General features: G+C 73.7%; 11 protein-coding genes. 7 read left to right on the top strand and 4 right to left on the bottom strand.

The genetic code is table 11. The annotated features are described in order from the left end of the window. Positions 1-42: 42 nt before the first annotated feature. Entirely contained in the window at positions 43-543 is a 501-nt protein-coding gene (locus ABT300_RS30440; RefSeq protein WP_351682327.1) for a metallophosphoesterase family protein, read from the bottom strand. A 129-nt stretch (positions 544-672) separates the two neighbouring features. Between ABT300_RS30440 and ABT300_RS30435 the strand changes: the two genes are divergently transcribed. After that, positions 673-2,646: a glycosyltransferase family 2 protein gene (locus ABT300_RS30435; protein WP_351682325.1), complete on the top strand. Its 1,974-nt coding sequence runs from the start codon at positions 673-675 to the stop codon at positions 2,644-2,646. 252 nt (positions 2,647-2,898) lie between these two features. Here ABT300_RS30435 and ABT300_RS30430 read toward each other — a convergent pair whose 3' ends face one another. Next, positions 2,899-3,267 (bottom strand): DUF6479 family protein, encoded by a 369-nt coding sequence (locus ABT300_RS30430; protein ID WP_351682323.1) that lies wholly within the window; start codon positions 3,265-3,267, stop codon positions 2,899-2,901. 51 nt (positions 3,268-3,318) lie between these two features. After that, positions 3,319-5,763, bottom strand: coding sequence for a SpoIIE family protein phosphatase (locus ABT300_RS30425; RefSeq protein ID WP_502978025.1), 2,445 nt, complete (start codon positions 5,761-5,763; stop codon positions 3,319-3,321). Positions 5,764-5,995: 232 nt separating this feature from the next. Between ABT300_RS30425 and ABT300_RS30420 the strand changes: the two genes are divergently transcribed. Then, entirely contained in the window at positions 5,996-8,137 is a 2,142-nt protein-coding gene (locus tag ABT300_RS30420; protein ID WP_502978024.1) for a SpoIIE family protein phosphatase, read from the top strand. Positions 8,138-8,209: 72 nt separating this feature from the next. Here the strand turns inward: ABT300_RS30420 and ABT300_RS30415 are convergent, their stop codons facing one another. After that, positions 8,210-9,670, bottom strand: a complete 1,461-nt coding sequence (locus ABT300_RS30415; RefSeq protein ID WP_351682320.1) for a S1 family peptidase — start codon at positions 9,668-9,670, stop codon at positions 8,210-8,212. A gap of 991 nt (positions 9,671-10,661) precedes the next feature. Between ABT300_RS30415 and ABT300_RS30410 the strand changes: the two genes are divergently transcribed. From ABT300_RS30410 to ABT300_RS30390, 5 genes are all read left to right on the top strand, one after another. After that, complete coding sequence (locus tag ABT300_RS30410) at positions 10,662-10,877, top strand: type A2 lantipeptide (protein ID WP_351682317.1); 216 nt, start codon at positions 10,662-10,664, stop codon at positions 10,875-10,877. Positions 10,878-10,962: 85 nt separating this feature from the next. After that, a complete protein-coding gene (locus tag ABT300_RS30405; RefSeq protein ID WP_351682315.1) occupies positions 10,963-11,769 on the top strand; it encodes an HlyD family efflux transporter periplasmic adaptor subunit in 807 nt (268 codons plus the stop codon). Then, positions 11,766-13,988, top strand: a complete 2,223-nt coding sequence (locus ABT300_RS30400; protein WP_351682312.1) for an NHLP family bacteriocin export ABC transporter peptidase/permease/ATPase subunit — start codon at positions 11,766-11,768, stop codon at positions 13,986-13,988. Before ABT300_RS30405 ends, ABT300_RS30400 begins: the two co-directional genes overlap by 4 nt. Positions 13,989-14,007: 19 nt before the next feature. Further along, positions 14,008-16,830 carry an NHLP bacteriocin export ABC transporter permease/ATPase subunit gene (locus ABT300_RS30395; RefSeq protein WP_351682330.1) on the top strand — a complete coding sequence of 941 codons (2,823 nt, stop codon included), beginning with the start codon at positions 14,008-14,010 and terminating at the stop codon, positions 16,828-16,830. 183 nt (positions 16,831-17,013) lie between these two features. Next, on the top strand, positions 17,014-18,516 hold the full coding sequence (locus tag ABT300_RS30390; protein WP_351682309.1) for an MFS transporter: 1,503 nt from the start codon (positions 17,014-17,016) through the stop codon (positions 18,514-18,516). The last annotated feature ends 78 nt before the right edge of the window (positions 18,517-18,594 follow it).

The raw sequence follows: 18,594 nt of genomic DNA, 5'->3' as shown, positions 1-18,594 counted from the left end.
GTCCGTCCCGCCCAGGCCGGCCCGCCGGGCGCGTGGGCGGGCTCAGCGCGGCGGCAGCCGGTGCAGGACGACGTCCGTGAGACGGCCGCCGGCCGCGGTGGCCGTGAGGTAGGTGCAGTGCGGCTGCCGGCGGCGGTCGGTCGGGGAGCCCGGATTGAGCAGGCGCAGGCCGCCCGGGGCCGTGGTGTCCCAGGGAATGTGACTGTGCCCGAAGACCAGGACGTCGAGGTCGGGGAAGCGGGCCGCGCAGCGGGCCTCCCGCCCCTGGGCCGGACCGGTCTCGTGGACCACGCCGAAGCGCAGTCCGCCCACTTCGGCGCGCGCGACCTCGGGCAGCCGGGCGCGCAGCTCCGGCCCGTCGTTGTTGCCGTACACCGCGAGCAGCCGACGGCTGCGGCTCTCCAGCAGGTCGAGGGCGGCCGCGTCGACCCAGTCCCCCGCGTGGACGACGAGGTCCGCGCCGGGGATCTCGTCGAGCAGCGGGGCGGGCAGCGCCTTGGCGCGCTTGGGCAGGTGGGTGTCGGACATCAGCAGGAGGCGCACGGCGCCAGAGTACAAAATCCGGATCAGGACGAACCAGGACAGGTGGGGCGTCGACTGCGGGGTTAGCATCGGGCTGCACGCACCCGCCGTCCGCACGGCAGGCGATCCGACGAAGGGGCCAGGAGCCCGATGCCGGTCAAGGTCAGCGTCATCGTCCCGGTCTACAACCCCGGCCGCTACATCGAGGACTGCATCGCCTCGCTGCTCGGGCAGTCGCTCCCGCCCGACGCCTACGAGATCGTCTTCGTCGACGACGGCTGCACCGACGCCACCCCTGCGCTCCTCGACGCCCTCGCCGCGAAGGACCCCCGGGTCCGCGTCGTCCACCAGGAGAACTCGGGCTGGCCCGGCAAGCCGCGCAACGTCGGCATCGACGCAGCCCGGGGCGAGTACGTGATGTTCGTGGACGCCGACGACCACCTCGGCGCGGAGGCCCTGGAGCGGATGTACGACTACGGCGTAGCGAACGGCGCGGACGTCGTCGTCGGCAAGATGGCGGGCCGGGGACGCGCGGTGCCGGTGGAGCTGTTCCGCACGAACCGCCCGCACGCAGGCGTCGAGGACGCGCCGCTCATCGACAGTCTCACCCCGCACAAGATGATCCGCCGGGCGTTTCTCGAGCGGACCGGTCTGCGCTTCCCGGAGGGGCGCCGGCGCCTCGAGGACCATGTCTTCGTCACCGAGGCCTATCTGCGCGCCGACAACGTCGCCGTGCTCAGCGACTACGTCTGCTACTACCACGTCCGCCGCGACGACGCGGCCAACGTGAGCCTCCAGCGGTTCGACCCGGTGAGCTACTTCAAGAACCTGCGCGAGGCCCTCGACGTCGTCGAGCGCTACACCGAGCCGGGCGACCTGCGCGACCGGCTGTTCCGGCGCTGGCTACGGGTGGAGATGGTCGAGCGGCTGCGCGGCCGGCGCTTCCTGAACCTGCCCGAGGACTACCGCAGGGAGCTGTTCGAGGAGATCCACGGGGTCGTCGTCGAGCGGTTCGGGCCCGGCGTCGCGGCCTCGCTGCAGCCCACCCAGCGGGTCGTCGCGGCGCTGGCCGCCGACGGGCGTTACGACGACGTCGTCGCCTTCGCGCGGTGGGAGGCGGGCATCGGGCTCGCCGTCGAGCCGCAGGGCGTCGAATGGCGGGGCGGGCTGCTGCGGATCGTCTTCGCGGCGGAGCTGACGCACGACGGCGAGCCGATGACCTTCCCCGCCGCCGGGGAGCGTCCGCCGTGGCCGCCGCGGGACGTCGCCGAGGCGGTGCGCTGGCTCGGCCTGGACACCGCGGAGCGCTTCGACCGCGCCTCGCCCGATCTGCTGCTGCGCGAACGCGCCGGCGCGGCGCAGTACTTCCAGCCGGTGCGCACGGAGCGGGAGCGGTTGCCGACCGGCGACGGGAGCCGGGTGCGTCTGGTGCTGCGCGGCACGTCCGTCGTCGATCCCGCCACCGCGATCAGCGGCAGCCCGCCCCGCGAGGGCCTGTGGGACGTGTGGGTGAGGGTGATGCTCGGCGGGTGGACGAAGGAGCTGCGGCTGGGCCCGGCGCCCCGGCACGGCCGGCCCGTCCCGCCCGCCGGGGTCGTCGCGGACCGGGTGGTGCTGCCCTACTGGACCGACCGGCACGCCGGCCTCGCGCTGGACGTCGGTCATGCGAGCGAGCGGCTGGGCCTCGCCCGGGTCGCGGCGGGCGACGTCGCTCTCGGCGGGGACCGCGGGGAGCGCTTCCATGTGGTCCTGCCGCTGCACGTGCCCGAGGCCGCCGCGGTGCTGCTGCGGCTGACGGGGGCGAAGTCGGCGAACTCGCACGAGATCTTCGGGACGCTCGCGCCGGGCGGCCGGCTGGACGCCGTCCTGCCGGTGGGCGACCTGGCGGGCCGGACCTGGCTCACCACGGTGTGCCTGACGCCGGACACGGCGGGGGCGCGGTTCCATCCGCTGCCGTTCGCCCTGCACGTCGGTCCGGACGGCGTCCTCGTGGTGCCGGCGCCGCAGCCCGGCGGCGTACGCCGCACCGCCCGCCGGGTGCGGCGGGCGGTGTACCGGGCGCTCGGCCGGGTCACCGCGGGCGGGCGGGCGACGGCGGGTCCGTCGCCGCGGCGACGCCGGTAGCCGACGCCGGACACGAGTCGCCGGCAGACGCCGACCGGAGGGCGGGCGGGCCTAAGGGCGGAAGGAGACTCCGGGAGCAGGTCGCAGTGGCACTGCGGGGGGCTGCGGGATGCGGGGCGTGCGTGACGGCCGGTCAGTCGTCGCCCCTGGCGATGTCCCCCGTCGGGCGGCATCCCTCCGGGCGTTCCCCTCCGGGCCGGTCCGCGTCCCGGGTGCGGCCACCGCCGGCGCACAGGTGCGCTCGGGGCGGTTTCAGCGGCCGCCGGGGCCTCCGCTGCCGAAGGAGCCGCCGGTGCCCTCGTCCCAGCGGGGCCGGGGCCCGTCCGCGCCGTCCCGGCCGCCGGTGGGCCGCAGCTCGTGCGGGGTGAGACGCTCGCCGTCGGCTGTCCGGGGCATCTCGTCGGGTTCACGCGAGCGGCTCTCGTGGGTCGGGCCCGAGGCGGGCATCCGGGGCTGTTCGTGCGGCTGCGGCGGCGCGGGCTCCCGGCGCCGGATCTTGAACCCGAGGCGGAAGGCGAAGATCAGCCCGCCGACCAGGACGAGCCCGACGACGATGAACGCAACGGAGGCCAGTGCGGACCTTCCGGATGCCGCGAGGAATGCGGAGGCGAAGGTGTCCATGGCCGGCGGGTACCCTGTCCGCCGCCCGGGACACGTGGGCGTCCGCCCTGTTCAGCGCTGCAGCAGCAGCTCGCTCCAGACCTGTTTGCCGCCGCTGACCGGCACCGTCCCCCAGCTGTCGGACACAGCCTCCACCAGGAGGATGCCGCGCCCTCCGGTGGCCTCCCAGCCGGGGTCGGTCGGCTTGACGGGGGTGCGGGCCGAGGCGTCGGTGACGGCCACGCGGAGTCGGCGGTCGATGAGGGTGAAGTCGAGGCGGACCGGGCCGTCGGTGTGCACGAGCGCGTTGGTGACGAGCTCGGAGACGACGAGCAGCGCCGTGTCCATGGCGGAGTCTGCGACGCCCCAGCCGCGCAGGCTGCGCCGGGTGAAGCGGCGGGCGTGCCGGGCCGCCTCGGGCACCCGCCACACCGTCCAGCCCTCGCGCCGGGGCTTGACGGCCATGCCGTCGTAGCGCAGCAGGAGCAGGGCGACGTCGTCGCCGCGGTGGGCGCCGCCGAGCAGTGCGTCGGCGACGGGCCCGAGCTGGGCGGGGTCGGCGGCGGACAGTTCGCGGGCGAGGCGGTCCAGGCCGGTCCCGATGTCGAGGTCGGCGGACTCCACGAGTCCGTCCGTGGTGAGGGCGACGACGGCGCCCGGCGTCAGCCGCAGCGGGGTCAGCGGGAAATCGGCCTGCGTCAGGATCCCGAGGGGCGGACCGCCGTCCGTGTCGGCGACCTCGGCCGAGCCGTCCGGGTGACGCAGGACGGGCGGCGGGTGCCCGGCCCGTACGCACCAGGCGGTGCCGTCCTCCATGTCGACGTCGACGTAGCAGCAGGTGACGAAGAGGTCGGTCTCCAGCTCCATCAGCAGCCGGTTGGCGTGCGAGACCACCACGTCCGGCGGGTGGCCCTCGGCGGCGTAGGCGCGCAGGGCCGTGCGCATCTGCCCCATGAGGGTGGCGGCGGCGGCGCTGTGGCCCTGGACGTCGCCGATGACGAGGGCGACGTGATGGTCGGGCATCCGGATCACGTCGTACCAGTCGCCGCCGACCTCCAGGCCCGCGGTGGCGGGCAGATAGCGGGCGACCGCGAGCCCGCCGGGGAGTTCGGGCAGCCGGCGCGGGAGGAGCTGGCGTTGGAGCATGCCGACGAGTTCGTGCTCGGCGTCGAAGGCGTGGGCGCGCATCAGGGCCTGTCCGGCGAGGCCGGCGGAGGCGGTGAGCAGGGCGCGCTCGTCGGGGCCGAAGTCGTGCGGCGCGTCCCAGCCGATGAGGCAGGCGCCGGCCGTGCGGCCGCCGGCGGACAGCGGCAGCACGGCGAGGCCGCCGGGGCCGACCTCGGCGAGCGCCGGTTCCAGGGCGGCGCCGGCGGGCCAGATGCCGGCCCGGCCCTCGCGCAGCGCGGCGGCGAGCGTGGGCATGGCGCGCACCGGCGCGTCGGGCCATTCGCCGCGCCACTCCAGCTGCCACAGTTCGGGCCACGAGTCGGGTTCGGGCGGGTCGAGGACGGTGACCACGAGCCGTTCGTTCTCCAGCTCGGCGAGGGCGATCCGGTCGGCCCGCAGCGGCTTGCGCAGGGCGGCGACGACGGCCTGGCTGACGTCGCGGACCGTGCCGGCGGTGGCGAGCGCGGCGGCCAGGCGCTGGACGCGGGCGACGTCGGTGATCTCGGCGCGCAGCGTGGAGGCGTCGGCGACGGTGCCCTCCAGCCGGGCGGGGCTGCCGTCGCCGCCGGGCAGCAGGCGCCCGTGCAGTCTGAGCCACTTCGGCGGGCCGGCGGGCTGCAGCACCCGGAACTCCAGCTCGCGGTCGCCGATCGACATGTGGTCGGCCTCGACGACGGACATCAGCGAGGGCAGGTCCTCGGGGACGGTGAGCCCGAGCAGCGTCTCCACCCGGCCGTCGAACTCGGCCCGGTCGATCGCGAACAGCTCAAGGATCGCGTCGCCCACCTCGACCCGTCCGGTGTCCATGGCCAGGCTGAAGCCGCCCGCGAGGAGCTTCTCGCCCTCGGCGCGGGCCGTCGGGGCGGGCAGGGCGACGGCGTCGGCGACGAGTTCCAGGCAGGCGCGGTCCTCGGCGTCGAAACCGCCGGGGCGCTCGCTGACGGCGAGCAGACAGCCGCCCGCGCCGTCGCGGACCGGCAGGGCGGCCAGATGGACGTCGCGTGCGGGCATCCGACGCGCGTCGGCGCACTCGGCGAGCTCCTGCGGGCCGAGCCACACCGGCCGGCCGGTGCGGTGGGCGTCGGCGGCCGGGGAGCCGCCTTCGAGGGGATAGCTCTCGCGCAGTCCGTACAGGATCCTCGGCACGCCCGCCGACTCGGCGAGGCAGAGCAGTCCGGCCTCCGGCGCGGGCGTGTAGACGGCGGCGAGGGCGGCGCCGGCGTAGACGAGGGCCTGTTCGAGGGTGCGGTGCACCCGCCCGGGCGAGACGGGATCGGCGGTGACCGTCTTGAGGGCCGTCTCGACACCCAGAGGTCCCTTTCTGCGCTCCGCGGCACCCTCACTGACCACGTCCGCAATTACAGCGCTAATGCAGCCCGCGCGCAGCCCCTGGAACCGTTTCTCGGGCCCCGTGGGGGCCTCGCGAGGGCCGCGCGCCCGGTTGCGCTCGAAACGGACCGAACATGTCTCGGCGGGGTACGGGACGGCGGCTCCCGGGAGCCGTTCGCCGTGCGCGTCGCGCCGTCAGAGGGCAGATTTGGAGCCGGACACCCGCGCGACGCCGGGCGAGGAGGTGGTCGCCGTGCCCGAGCAGACGTCCGGACAGGCGCCGGCGGCCGTGTGGGCGCCGGGCGGCCGGCCGCTGCTCTCCCTCGCCCTCACCTCGATGATGGACGCCGTCGGCGCGCACTCCGGGGCCGTGTACCTGCGGCCCGGCGACGGGACGGTCCTGGAGATGGCGGTGATGGCGGGGCTGCCCCGGTCCTTCGCCGCGCCCTGGGAGCGCGTCGGGCTGAGCGCGCCGATCCCCGTCGCCGAAGCGGTCCGCGAACGACGGCTGGTGTGGGTGGGCGGGGAGGAGGAGATGGCCCGCCGGTACCCGCGCATCGCGGTCGTCCTGCCGTATCCCTTCGCGCTGGCCGCGGTGCCGGTGGCCACCGGCGCCCGGGTGTACGGGGCGGTCTTCGTCACCTGGCCCGGCTCCCACCCGCCGGAGCTGTCCGAGCGGGAGCGGCGGGAGCTGACGTCGGCCTGCGAGCGGCTCGCGCTGCGGCTGGAGCGCGCCGCGGCGCAGAATGTCGCGGTGCGGGCCGAGTCCGACGTGCTGGACGCCGGCCCGTTGGGCGGCGTCTCCGACACTCTGGGCACCGTGGAGGCGGCGCGGATGGTGGCCCGGCTGCCGTACGGAATGTGCTCGCTGGACCTGAGCGGGCGGGTGGGGTTCGCCAACGGCGCCGCGGCGGAGATGCTCGGGGTGCCGGTGAGCGGGCTGCTGGGCTCGCAGCTGTGGGCGGCCGTGCCGTGGCTCAACGATCCGATGTACGAGGAGCGCTACCGGGCCGCGCTCATCGGTCAGGACGCCACCTCCTTCGTCGCGCTGCGCCCGCCCTCGGAGTGGCTGTCGTTCCGGCTGTATCCGAGCACCACCGGCATCAGCGTGCGGATCAGCCGGGCCCGCTCCGTGTCGCGCACGGGGGCGGCCGAGGCCCGCTCGGGGGACGCGCCGACCCGGCTGGTGTCGATGTCGCAGGCGCTGAGCCTGGCCGGGGCGCTCACCGAGACGGTGAGCGTGCAGGACGTGGTGGGCATGGTGGCGGACGAGATCGCTCCGGCGGTGGGCAGCAAGGCGCTGGCGCTGCTCGGCGCGCGGGCCGGCCGGCTGCATGTGCTCGGCCATCACGGCTATCCGGAGCCTGCCACGGTGGAGCAGTTCGACGGGATGTCGCTGACCTCGCCGACGCCGGGCGCGCGCGCCGTCTCCCACGGTGTGCCGGCCTTCTTCGACTCGCCGCAGCAGTTGCGGCGCCTGTACCCGGCCCGGCCCGCCACCCCCGACGGCTTCGGCTCCTGGGCCTACCTGCCGCTGATCGCCTCCGGCCGCCCGGTGGGCGCCTGTGTGCTGGCCTACGCCGAGCCGCACGCCTTCTCCACCCACGAGCGCGCGGTGCTGACCAGTCTGGCCGGGCTGATCGCGCAGGCCCTGGACCGCGCCCTGCTGTACGACACCAAGCACCAGCTGGCGCACGGACTGCAGGCGGCGCTGCTGCCGCCCTCGCTGCCGCGGCTGGCCGGCATGGAGGCGACCGCCCGCTATCTGCCCGCCACGCGGGGCATGGAGATCGGCGGGGACTTCTACGACCTGGTGCCCTCGCCCCCGCTCGCGGCGGCCGTGATCGGCGACGTGCAGGGGCACAACGTGACGGCGGCCGGACTGATGGGGCAGCTCCGCACCGCCGTCCGGGCCTACACGACGGTGGGTCAGGAGCCGGCGGAGGTCATGCGCAGCACCAACCGGCTGCTGATCGACCTCGGCTCCGACCTGCTGGCGAGCTGTCTGTACCTGCGGCTCGACCCGGTCGGCGGCCGTGCGGTCATGGCCCGGGCCGGTCATCCCCCGCCGCTGCTGCGCCGGGCGGACGGACGTGTCCGGGTCCTGGACCTGGCGGGCGGGCCGCTGCTGGGCATCGACGCCTCGGCGACGTACCCGACGACGGAGGTCGAGCTCGCCCCCGGCTGTGTCCTCGCCCTGTACACGGACGGGCTCGTGGAGAAGCCGGGCGTGGACATCGAGGACGCGGTGGCCGAGCTGGGGCGACGGCTCGCCGAGCACGGGGACCGGCCGCTGGACGAGCTGGCCGACGAGCTGGTGGGGCGCTACGCGGAGGCCGAGGACCGGATCGACGACGTGGCTCTGCTGCTGCTGCGGGCCCGGCGGGACGGCTGAGGAGGCGACGCCGGGGAGAACGCCGACGGTCCGGCCCTCGCTGGAGGACCGGACCGTTCGGATGCCGCTGGGTCAGTGCGACTCGTTCACACCCGAGCCGTCCTGGCCGTTCTGGTTGTGATTCTGGTTCTTGCCCTGACGGCCGTTCTGCTTGCCGCCGTTCTGGTTCTGCTTGCCGCCGTTCTGGTTCTGGTCGCCGCCGTTCTCGTTCGCGCCGCCGGCGCCCGCCTGGCCGCCGCCCTGGATCGCCTCACCGGTGTTGTCGTCGATGCCGTCACCGTTCGCGTCCACCGCGCCCGCGCCCGCCTCGCCGCCGCCCTGGATCGCCTCACCGGTGTTGTCGTCGATGCCGTCACCGTTCGCGTCCACCGCGCCCGCGCCCGCCTCGCCGCCGCCGTTGGCGTCGCCGCCGCCGTTGCCGAGCGTCGCACCGACCGCCGCCAGAGCGGTGGTCACCGGCTGGAAGAAGGTCTCGCCGCCGACCGTGCAGTCACCGCTTCCGCCGGACGTCAGACCGATCGCCTGGCCGTCCTGGGTGAAGAGCGAGCCGCCGCTGTCGCCGGGCTCGGCGCAGACGTCGGTCTGGATGAGGCCGGTGACGGTGCCCTCGGGGTAGTTCACCGTGGCGTCGAGACCGAGCACCTGACCGTCCTTGAGGCCGGTGGTGCTGCCCATCCGGAAGACCTGCGTGCCGACGGTCGCCTCGGCCGCCTGGTTGATCGCGACCTTCTGCTGACCGGTGTTGACCTCGCTGGGCGCCTGCGTGTTCGCGTCGTCGTACTTCACAAGCGCGAAGTCACCGTCGCCCGGGAAGGTCGCCTGGTCGACGGTGGCGATCGGCTGGCCGTTCTCGGAGTCGGACCACTGCTTGGCCGCGACACCGCAGTGACCCGCCGTCAGGAACGCCGGGGAGCCGTCGCCCGCCGTCACGTTGAAGCCGAGGGAGCAGCGCGCTCCGCCGCCGAATATCGCGTCTCCGCCGGAGACGAGCGGCTTGAGGGTGCCGGCCGACTTCCTGATGGTCGCCATGCTCGCGCCGAGGGACTGCACGGTCGAGTCGACGCGGTCCCACTTGCGGCCGGTGACCGTGGAGTCGGCGGTGACGAGGATCTTGTTCGTCCTCGGGTCGACGGCCCAGGAGGTGCCCGGGACGGTGGCCTTCGCCTTCAGCGTCTTGGCGGCCGCCTCGAGTTCGGCCTTGCTGTTCTCCACCTGGCGGACCTTGGCGCCCGCCCTCTCGGCCTGCACGACGACGTTGTTCTTGTCGCCGGAGACGTTCGTGACGTTGACGACCAGCTGCTTGCCGGCGTCGTCGTAGTACGCGCCGGCGAAGGCGTCACCGAGCAGCTTCTCGAGCTGGGCCGCGAGGTTCGAGGCGTCGCCCGACTTCAGGGTCTTCACGGAGGCGGTTGCGCCCGCGCCGCCGTCCTGGGAGGCGTTGGCCTGGGGAAGCAGGATGGCCGCCGCACCGAGGGCCGCCACACCGCCTGCCGCGATGATGGCCTTGCGCTTCGTAACTCGCTTGTGACTCAAAAAACTCGACCTCCTGGGGGGACGGGGTCTGTCTGCCGGTGCCGGCAGTTCCGTGCATCGGTACAGCGGCGCCTCGTTGGCCATGGGTACGCAGACGGCACGCGGGGCGTTCAATCGCGATTGCCAACTTCCTTTGCGAAACACTGAATCGGCCATGACCCGCGTCCGACTCCGCCGGCCGCGGAGCAGTCCCCCATATCGCGATGACGACCGCCGAAGCCGACAAGATCCTTTCGAGTGGTTTCGCCCCCTCGGCGCTCACACCGCCCGCTGCGCCCCGCCCTCGGAGAGGGACCCTCCCGTTCCGCTTCGCCACTGGTCAACGGCGCTCACGCCGGACGCCGGGACGCCGCGACGGCGGGCGTTCACGGGCGCCGCGCACCCGTGGCGTCGAGCAGCGCCGGGCCCTCGGGGGAGGCCGGGCGCGGGCCCGGCGACGGAGGCGGTTCAGCGACCGACGGCGCGTCAGACGCCGCGCGATGTCGGCCGGATCCGTACCCGGTGGCTGAATCCGATCCCTCGCCGACACTCCCCGGATCCATACCCTCCGCAGTCGCCCGACGACGCTCCGATGAGGAGGAGCGCCGGAATCCCCGCTTCAGGAAATCTGCACAGCGCATGCCCAAGCGGGTCACCGTCGGGGCGGGTTCTGCACATCCGCACGACCCCGGCCGGGCCATTGGGGGCGGAGTGCCGGATTCGCCGCGAGGATGCCGGGCGCTCATCCGAGCGGACCACGCCCGAGGTGTGAAGAAGTCGGCCCCAAGACGTGGGCGCACCTGCACGGTTTGACGCTTCTGTGACGCAAGTGCCCAGGTGAGAGCGGTGATTGATTGGATGTCCGAGCCGTGGACCTGCTTTAGTCCAACGCACCGCAGGGCGCCGCGGTCTCCGGAGACGGGGGCCCGGCGCCGGCGTTCGCGGCCGTCGTCTGTCCCCCAGAGGGGGCCGCTCCCCCCTTATGAACACCCATGCGAAGGGAAGTCCCCCCATGAACTCCACCCCCCAGGTTGAGACCGTCGAGATCTCCGACGCCGAGCTGGACAACGTCTCCGGCGGTCTGGCCCTGAACGCGCTCGGCACCGTCACCGGCCTGGTGGACGGCATCGCCCCCGTCTCGACCGTGATCGACACGGCCGTCGGCACCGTCGAGGGCGTCACCGGCCTGAGCACCGCCCCGGTCACCAACCTGGTCGCCGGTCTCTGATCGCGCCCTTGTGACCCTTTGAGTCCCGGAGCCGTCACCCGGCTCCGGGACTCGTCGGTGCGCGAAGACATCCCAGGGAAGGTCCGTGCAGTTCCGCCAACAGGCCCTCGCCAAGCTCCAGTCACCGGAGGAACTCGACCTGCCGGTGCGTTTCGCGCGCCCGCAGGGCTGGCTGGTGCTGTCCGTGACGGTGGTGGTCCTGGCGGCCGCGTCCGTGTGGGCGGTGACCGGGTCGGTCACGTCCACGGTGGACGCACCCGCCGTCCTCACCCACGGCGAGGGCAGCTACCTCCTGCAGAGCCCCGCCGCCGGTCAGGTCATCGCCGTCCTCGCGAAGGAGGGCGAGCGGCTGCCCGCGGACGCCCCCGTGCTGAAGGTGCGCACGGCCGAGGGCGTCACCGTGGTGCGGACGGTCGCCGCGGGCCGGATCACCGCGCTCGCCGCCTCCCTCGGACAGATCGTCTCCACCGGCGCGAACGTGGCCGCCGTCGAGAAGATCGCCGACGCGGGCGATCCGCTGTACGCCACGGTGTACGTCCCGGCGGAGAACGCGGCCGCCATCCCCGAGGACGCGGCCGTCGACCTCACCGTGCAGACCGTGCCGTCCCAGCAGTACGGCGTGCTGCGCGGCCGAGTGAAGTCGGTGGACCGCACGGCCCAGTCGGCGCAGCAGATCGCCGCGTTCCTGGGCGACAGCCAGCTGGGCGAGCAGTTCACCGAGGAGGGCCGCCCGGTGGCCGTCCTGGTCCGCCTCGAGAAGTCCTCGGCGACCAGGAGCGGATACCGCTGGTCGTCGGCGGGCGGACCGCCGTTCGGGCTCGCCTCCATGACCATGGCCACGGGCTCGATCCGGCTGGCCGACCAGCATCCCGTCGATTGGCTGCTCCCGTGACCGCCGCCGGACAGACCCGTGGCCGACGGCGGGCCGCGCCGCCCCGCCGCCCGGTCCCCAAGAGCCGGGTGAAGACCGTGTCCACGCCCACGGTGCTGCAGATGGAGGCGGTGGAGTGCGGGGCCGCCTCCCTCGCCATGGTGCTCGCCCACTACGGCCGGCACGTCCCGCTGGAGGAGCTGCGCATCGCGTGCGGGGTCTCCCGGGACGGTTCGCGCGCGAGCAACCTGCTGAAAGCGGCCCGCAGTTACGGCCTGACGGCCAAGGGCATGCAGATGGACCTGGCCGCGCTCACCGGGGTGGGCACGCCGGCGATCCTCTTCTGGGAGTTCAACCACTACGTCGTCCACGAGGGCCTGGGCCGGCGCTTCGGCCGGCGGGGCGTGTTCGTCAACGACCCCGCCAAGGGCCGGCGGTTCGTGCCCATGGAGGAGTTCGACGGCAGCTTCACGGGCGTCGTGCTGGTGCTGGAGCCGGGCGAGGACTTCGAGCGGGGCGGGCGCCGCCCCGGTGTGCTGGGCGCGATGCCGGCCCGGCTGCGCGGCACGGCGGGCACCCTGCCGGCCGCCGTGCTGGCGAGTCTGCTGCTGGTGCTGGTCGGCGCGGCGGTGCCGGCGCTGAGCCGGACCTGGATCGACACGTTCCTGATCGGCGGTCAGACCTCGCTGCTGGGCGTGCTGTTCGCGTCGATGGGGACCTGTGTGGCGCTCACGGTCGCGCTGACCTGGCTCCAACAGGCCAACCTCCACCACGGCCGGATCATCTCCTCGACGCTGTCCAGCGCCCGCTTCCTGCGGCATCTGCTGCGGTTGCCGGTGACCTTCTTCTCCCAGCGCAGCCCGGCCGACCTGGTCCAGCGTCTGCAGTCGAACGACGCGGTCGCCGAGACCCTGGCCCGCGACCTCGCGTCGGCAGGCGTGGACGCGGTGGTCGTCGTCCTCTACGCCGTTCTCCTCTACACGTACGACCCGCAGTTGACGTACGTCGGCGTCGGGGTGGCGCTGCTGAACATCGCCGCCATGCGGATCGTCGTCCGGATGCGGGCGACCCGGACGGCGAAGCTGCGCGCGGACACCGCGCGGCTCACCAACACGGCGTACACCGGGCTGCAGTTGATCGAGACGATGAAGGCGACCGGCGGCGAGGACGGCTACTTCCGCAAGTGGGCCGGGCAGCACGCGACCACCCTGGAGGAGCAGCAGCGGCTCGGGGCGCCGAGCGCCTGGCTGGGCGTGGTGGCGCCGACGCTCGCGACGCTCAACAGCGCGCTGATCCTGTGGATCGGCGGGATGCGCGCGATCGAGGGCCATGTCTCGGTGGGGCTGCTGGTCGCCTTCCAGGCTCTGGTCACCCGCTTCACCGCGCCGCTGACCCGGCTCAACGGCGTGGCGGGCCGCATCCAGGACTTCGCGGCGGACGTGGCCCGGCTGAAGGACGTGGAGAACTTCCGCGCCGACCCGCTCTACGACCGTCGCGAGGGCGCCGACTCCACGCGCCGGCTGCGCGGCCATGTCGAGCTGGAGAACGTCTCGTTCGGCTACAGCCCGCTGGACAAGCCGCTGCTGACCGGCTTCGACCTGACCGTCGGGCCCGGCCGGCAGGTGGCGCTGGTGGGCGGTTCGGGCAGCGGCAAGTCGACGGTGTCGCGGCTGATCTCAGGCCTGTACGCGCCCTGGGAGGGCGTCATCCGGATCGACGGGCAGCGGCTGGAGGACATTCCGCGGGGGGCGCTGGCCTCGTCGGTGTCCTTCGTCGACCAGGAGGTGTTCCTGTTCGAGGGGTCGGTCCGCGACAACGTGGCGCTGTGGGACCCGTCGATCCCCGACGACGCGGTCGAGGAGGCGCTGCGTGACGCGGCGCTCCTCGACGTCGTCCTGCGCAGGCCCGGCGGCATCCGCAGCAGGGTGGAGCAGGACGGCCGCAACTTCTCCGGCGGGCAGCGGCAGCGGCTCGAGATCGCGCGGGCGCTGGTGCGCCGGCCCAGCATCCTGGTGCTGGACGAGGTGACCAGCGCGCTGGACGCGGAGACCGAGCAGACGGTGATGGACAACCTGCGCCGGCGGGGCTGTGCGTGTGTGGTGATCGCCCACCGGCTGAGCACCGTGCGCGACAGCGACGAGATCGTCGTGCTGCGGCACGGCGCCGTGGTGGAGCGCGGGCGGCACGAGGAGCTGGTGGCCCTCGGCGGCTCGTACGCGGCCCTGGTCAGGGAGCGCTGAGATGACGGAGAGCGCCGACATGACCGCCGTCTCCGAGGGCGGGCTCGACGTCGTCCTGGCCGCGCTGGCCGGGATGGGCTCGCGGATCGACTGTGCGGGCTCGGGCCGGCTCGACCTGGAGGGTCCGCAGGTGCTGTGGCTGGTCGCGTCCGGCGCGCTGGACCTGTTCGCGGTGGACGCCGGCCAGCAGGGGCACTGGCACCATCTGGGCCGGCTGGAGGCGGGCGCGCTGCTGGTGGGGCCGGTCGCCGGGCCCCGGCACACGCTCGCCGCGCGCCCGTCGCGGGACTGCGTGGTGCACCGCGTCGGACTGCGCGAGCTGTACCAGCCCGCGCACACCCGGACCTGGTCGTACGACGAGTACGGCAACCCCCGGTACGTGCCCCCGACGTCGAGTCCGCTGGAGTACGCGCTCGCCCTCGGCGTCGGCCGCGGACTGTCGGTCCTCTTCCAGGCGCCGACGGCAGCTGAGGGGCCCGCGGAGGTCCAGGACGACGACGTGTTCTGGATGGAGGTCCCGCCGGGGAGTGTGCAGTACGGCTCGCTGTACGGCGAGGAGGCGGCCGCCGACCTGCTGATGGACCCGGCGGTGTGGCAGTCCATGGTCGACCAGCAGTACCGGCTGCTGACCACGCTGGACCGCTGGATCGAGCAGCTGGAGCGCACCCACGAGACCCGCACGGCCGCCGGGATCAGGGCCGGCGAGGCGGTGCGCGCCCAGGCCGACCAAACGCTCCTCGCGTCGATCGGCGGGAAGTCCCGGCAGCGCGCCACGGCCGCCGACGCCGACGCGACGTTCGCCGCCTGCCGACTGGTCGCGCGGGCCGCCGGGATCACTCTCGTCGAGCCCGCCCGGACGGGCGACGACGGCGACCGGCTGGACCCGGTCGAGCGGGTCGCCCTGGCCTCGCGGGTGCGCGCCAGGGCCGTCCGCCTCGACGGCCGCTGGTGGCGCGACGACGTGGGGCCGCTGGTCGGGCGCCGGGCCCTGTCCGGGGCGCCCGTGGCGCTGCTGTGGCGGCGCGGCGGCTACGTGGCGGTGCACCCGGCGACCGGTCGGGAGACGCCGGTCGAGAAGGCGAACGCGGAGGAGTTCGAGCCGCGGGCCGTCATGTTCTACCGGCCGTTGCCGGAGCGGCGGCCCGGCCCCCTCGGTCTGCTGCGGTTCTGTATGCGCGGCGCCGCGGGGGACCTGACGAACCTGCTGCTCAGCGGTTTGGCGACGGTGGCGCTCGGGGCGCTGGTGCCGATCGCCACGGGCAAGGTGCTCGGCGAGTACGTGCCGAAGGCCCAGCAGGGTCTGATCGTGCAGCTGTGCCTGGCCGTGATGGTCGCCGGCGTGGTCGCGGCGGCGTTCACGCTGCTGCAGAACCTGACCGTGCTGCGGCTGGAGGGGCGGGTGGAGGCGACGCTCCAGCCGGCGGTGTGGGACCGGCTGCTCAGACTGCCGACGACGTTCTTCGCCGAGCGGTCGACGGGTGAGCTGGCGAGTGCCGCGATGGGGGTCAGCGCGATCCGGCGGCTGCTGGCGGGGCTCGGCCCGTCGGTCGCGCAGTCCGTCACGATCGGCGCGATGAACCTGGGGCTGCTGCTCTGGTACAGCGTGCCGATGGCGCTGGCCGCGATCGGCATGCTGGTCGTGATCGCGTCCGTGTTCCTGGCGCTCGGGCTGTGGCAGGTGCGCTGGCAGCGGCGGCTGGTCGTGCTCTCCAACAAGCTGAACAACCAGGCGTTCCAGACGTTGCGCGGGCTGCCGAAGCTGCGGATCGCGGCGGCCGAGAACTACGCGTACGCGGCCTGGGCGGCGCAGTTCGCGCGCAGCCGTGAGCTCCAGCAGCGGCTCGGTCGGATCAAGAACCTGAGCACGGTGCTGGGCTCGGTGTACCTGCCGCTGTGCTCGCTGCTGATGTTCATGCTGCTGGCGGGCCCCGCCCGGGGGGCGCTGTCGGCGGGCGACTTCCTCACCTTCAACACCTCCATGACGATGCTGCTCACCTCGGTCACCTCGTTGACCGGCGCGTTCGTGTCGGCGGTGGCCGCGTTGCCGCTGTTCGAGGAGATCCGGCCGGTGCTGGAGGCCACCTTGGAGGTCCGCACCGGGAGCACCCGTCCCGGTCCGCTGACCGGCGCGCTGGAGGCCCGTCGGCTCTCCTTCCGCTACTCGGACGACGGCCCCCTCGTCCTCGACGACGTCTCCTTCGAGGTGCGGCCGGGCGAGTTCGTGGCGGTCGTCGGCCCGAGCGGCTGCGGCAAGTCGACCCTGCTGCGGCTGCTCATCGGCTTCGACAGGCCGCTCTCGGGCAGTGTGCTGTACGACGGCCAGGACCTGGCGGCGCTGGACCAGGCGGCGGTGCGCCGGCAGTGCGGAGTGGTGCTGCAGCACGCCCAGCCGTTCACCGGCTCGTTGCTGGACGTCATCTGCGGGACCGGGGCCTACACGCCGGAGGAGGCGATGGGGGCCGCGGAGCTGGCGGGGCTCGCGGAGGACATCCGGCGCATGCCGATGGGGCTGCACACGATCGTCTCCGGCAGCGGGTCCGTCTCGGGCGGTCAGCGTCAGCGTCTGATGATCGCGCAGGCGCTGATCCGTCGGCCGCGCATCCTGTTCTTCGACGAGGCGACCAGCGCCCTCGACAACGAGACGCAGCGCACGGTCATCGAGAGCACCCGCAAGCTCAACGCGACGCGTGTGGTCATCGCGCACCGGCTGTCGACGGTGATGGACGCCGACCGGGTGATCGTGATGGAGAACGGCAGGATCGCCCAGCAGGGCCCGCCGGCGCAGCTCCTCGCGGACACTGCGGGCCGGCTGCACGAGCTGGTGCGACGACAGCTCGCGTAGCGCGCGGACCGTGCCGCGGCAGCTCGCTCGGCGCCCGCGGGACGCGCGCGGCCGGGCGGTCCTCCTTCGCACCTCGGGCGCGCTATCGAAACTTTGCCGTTTCGCAGAATCTGGTCTAGCCTCCATGTGTACGAAACGGTTTCGTTTACGTGTTCTTTGCCCACGTCCCGGGAGTGGTTGCCCATGTCCTCCAAAACCCTGACGGAAGACGCCCGCGCCGGCGCCGAACAGGATCCGTCCGCGGCCTCCGCCAAGAAGTGGTGGATCCTCGCGGTGGTCGCCCTCGCCCAGCTGATGGTGGTGCTGGACGCCACCATCGTGAACATCGCGCTGCCCTCCGCCCAGGCGGACCTCGGCTTCTCCGACGGCAGCCGGCAGTGGATCGTCACCGCGTACGCACTGGCGTTCGCCTCCCTGCTGCTGCTCGGCGGCCGCATAGCCGACCTCTTCGGCCGCAAGACGGCCTTCCTGATCGGCGTCGTAGGCTTCGCCGCCGTATCGGCGCTCGGCGGCGCCGCCGCCAACTTCGAGATGCTGGTCACCGCCCGCGCGCTGCAGGGCGTGTTCGGCGCGCTCCTCGCCCCGGCCGCGCTCTCCCTGCTCAACACCACGTTCACCGACGCCAAGGAGCGGGCCAAGGCGTTCAGCGTCTACGGCGCCATCGCCGGCGCGGGCGGCGCGGTGGGCCTGCTGCTCGGCGGCGTCCTGACCGACGCGCTCGACTGGCGCTGGACGCTCTACGTCAACGTGGCCATCGCCGTCGTCGCCTTCGCGGGCGGCTGGCTGCTGCTCTCCAACCACCGCGACGCCGCCAACTCCAAGCTGGACGTGCCCGGCACCGTCCTGGTCGCCGGCGGTCTGTTCGCCCTGGTCTACGGCTTCTCCAACGCGGAGACGCACGACTGGGGCTCCCCGCTGACCTGGGGCTTCCTGATCGTGGGCGGGCTGCTGCTGGCCGCCTTCGCCTGGTGGCAGACCCGCGCCGCGCACCCGCTGCTGCCGCTGCGCATCCTGCTCGACCGCAACCGCGCCGCCTCCTTCGTGGCCGTGCTCGTCTCCGGCGCCGGCATGTTCGGCGTGTTCCTCTTCCTCACCTACTACCTGCAGCTGAACCTGGGCTTCAGTCCGACGAAGACGGGTGTGGCGTTCCTGCCGATGGTCGGCGCGCTGATGGTCGCGGCACAGCTCGGCACGACCGCCCTGGTGCCGCGGCTCGGCCCGAAGGCGGTCATCCCGCTGGGCTTCGCCGTCGCCGCGGCCGGCATGGCCTGGCTGACCGGGATCGGCGTCGGCTCGCACTATCTGAGCGCCGTCCTGCCGCAGCTCGTCGTCATCGGCGTCGGCCTCGGCCTGGTCATGCCGCCCGCCATGCAGCTGGCCACCGGCGGGGTCGCCGCCGAGGACGCGGGCGTGGCCTCGGCCACCGTCAACGCCATGCAGCAGGTGGGCGGATCGATCGGCACCGCGCTGCTGAACACGCTCGCCGCGAGCGCCGCGACCGACTACCTGGCCGGCAAGAACCCGGCGGACAAGCTCGTCCAGGCACACGCCACGATCGAGAGCTACACCACGGCGTTCTGGTGGTCGGCCGGCTTCTTCGTCGCGGGCGCGGTCATCGCCTTCGCGCTCTTCCGCCGCGGAGTGCCGCAGCAGGACGCGGACGCCGCGCCGGTGATCCACATGTGACGGTCCGGGCGCAGGGCCGCCCGCCGGGGAGAGGGGCCGCCCTCCCCACCCGACGGCGGCCCCACCCGCGGCGGACCC

The sequence above is a fragment of the Streptomyces sp. NPDC001027 genome (assembly GCF_040299045.1).
Lineage (GTDB): Bacteria > Actinomycetota > Actinomycetes > Streptomycetales > Streptomycetaceae > Streptomyces.
The sequence above is the reverse complement of the archived record's forward strand: the minus strand, read 5'-3'. Positions and strand labels throughout refer to the sequence as shown.